This window comes from Candidatus Magnetobacterium casense, assembly GCF_019173545.1.
GTDB lineage: Bacteria > Nitrospirota > Thermodesulfovibrionia > Thermodesulfovibrionales > Magnetobacteriaceae > Magnetobacterium > Magnetobacterium cryptolimnobacter.
This window is the reverse complement of sequence record NZ_JABXWD010000570.1, coordinates 1-1,761: the sequence shown is the minus strand read 5'-3', so window position 1 is coordinate 1,761 and position 1,761 is coordinate 1. Positions and strand designations below refer to the sequence as shown.

The window sequence follows — 1,761 nt, the reverse complement described above, 5'->3', positions numbered from 1 at the left end:
AGAATCGCTGCATGGTGACATGTCCTTGCGGGATACAATCCTTAAAGGCGGGGTGGTCTTTAGGGGCGTTTGTATAAAATCCCTCTCTTGTATTTAAAGAATGCCCCCATAGTGCATTGTAACCCTCCGCAGACTTAGGAAAACTTATCCTCTGGTTTTCTCTTGCTATCTTGCACTCTGTATCAATCATGTCCGTAAGGTTGACGGCGATGTTATCACCGGTGGCCTCGTCTATGATTGAGATATAACCGTGGCTGCTCTCTGTGAGCCTCAAGGCTTCCTCGTGTACTATCCTTGATATATCGTATTTGTCCAGCTTAGGATTCAACAGGGCCTCTGCAATCTTGCCGGCGGATGATTGAAAGGTCAACTCCCTGCTGATAGCCTCCTCCGTGTGGCTTCTGTGTATGGCGAGGGCAAAGAGCGCCGCCAGACGTTCTGCGATACGGAGGTCTTCTTCCGTGTAGTCTCTGTCGGGGTTAATCACGCTTATCTGCCCAACAACGGTATCGTCAATGATCGCCGGTACCGACAAAAACCGTTCGATCGGTACATGCCCCTCCGGAATCCCTTTATACAGGGGGTCTTCTGTGGGTGTGTTTGTCATTAAGGGTTTCTTGTTCTTCAACACCCATCCCCATAGTCCCGTAAACTTACGAAAGACCAGGCTCTGGTTACCCACATGGCACTGATCCCATACCTCTTTACTCACAGCCGTTGCAATAAGATGACCCGTAAACTGGTCGATGTAGCTCGCATTGGCGTATTGACTGTTCGTTAATTCCTTGGCATAGCGGCTGATAATATCTGCAATGTTTGCTATAGACAACGGTTTTATTAACTCACCTGACACTTCAGACATTCGCTTGTTGACCAAGAGTTCCTTGAGCAGTTTGGACTCTATCTCCATGCGTCTTGTTATGTCGCGAAAACTCCACACCCTTCCGACAACATTGCCCTCGATCTTTTGAGGTTGGGAATATCGCTCAAACACCCTGCCATCCTTGAAACTCAGGACGTCAAAACTCTTGCTCTCAGGTGTGGCATACAGCTTCTTTACCTCTGCAAGAAAGACCTCCGGTTCGTTTAACTGGGCAAGCACATGGCTCAGGAGTTGTTCATCATTACGGCTTGACAGCAGGGATTGCGGAAGACGCCACATCTCGGCAAATTTATGGTTATAGCATGTCACACGCCCCTGCGTGTCTACAACAAGGATGCCGTCGGCAGTTGACTCTACGGTTGATTGGAGTATGGAGTTTGTCTCAGTCAGTCGCTGACGAGACTCCTTTAATTCCCTCGTCATGGACTTAAAGGCAGAAGCCAGTTGTCCTATCTCATCATCGGAGGCGACATTGATTATGGTGTCCAGTCTTTGTTTGCCGATTTCAAGAGCCGCTGCATTCAGTGCTGATAGTGGGACGGTGATACTCCTCTTGATCAAATACACAACACACACACTAGCCAGCACTGCAAATGGCAGAAATATCCACATCAAAACCAACGCATCTTTAGTGGTAGTCTCCGCATCCTGGAGAAATGTCTCAGCCTTGTTTTGGGCAAAAGTTACAATAGCGTGTGTTGCCTTGTTAATGTCTGACATATGCTCAGTATGCCGTGCATGTAATATGGTCTCTGCTTCATCCCGTTTGCCTTCCTTTACCAAAGATATAATCTCATCCCTTGCAGGTTTCCATTGCAGATACAGCCTCAGTGCAGTATCATACATTGCCTTGTCGCCAAGAAAGCGCACGGAGATGG

The 1,761-nt window shown here is 48.0% G+C and carries 1 protein-coding gene; it reads right to left on the bottom strand.

The genetic code is table 11. From position 1 onward, the window contains the following. Nucleotides 1-1,761: GAF domain-containing protein (locus HWQ67_RS17655; protein ID WP_218254011.1), on the bottom strand; the 1,761-nt coding region annotated here is incomplete at both ends.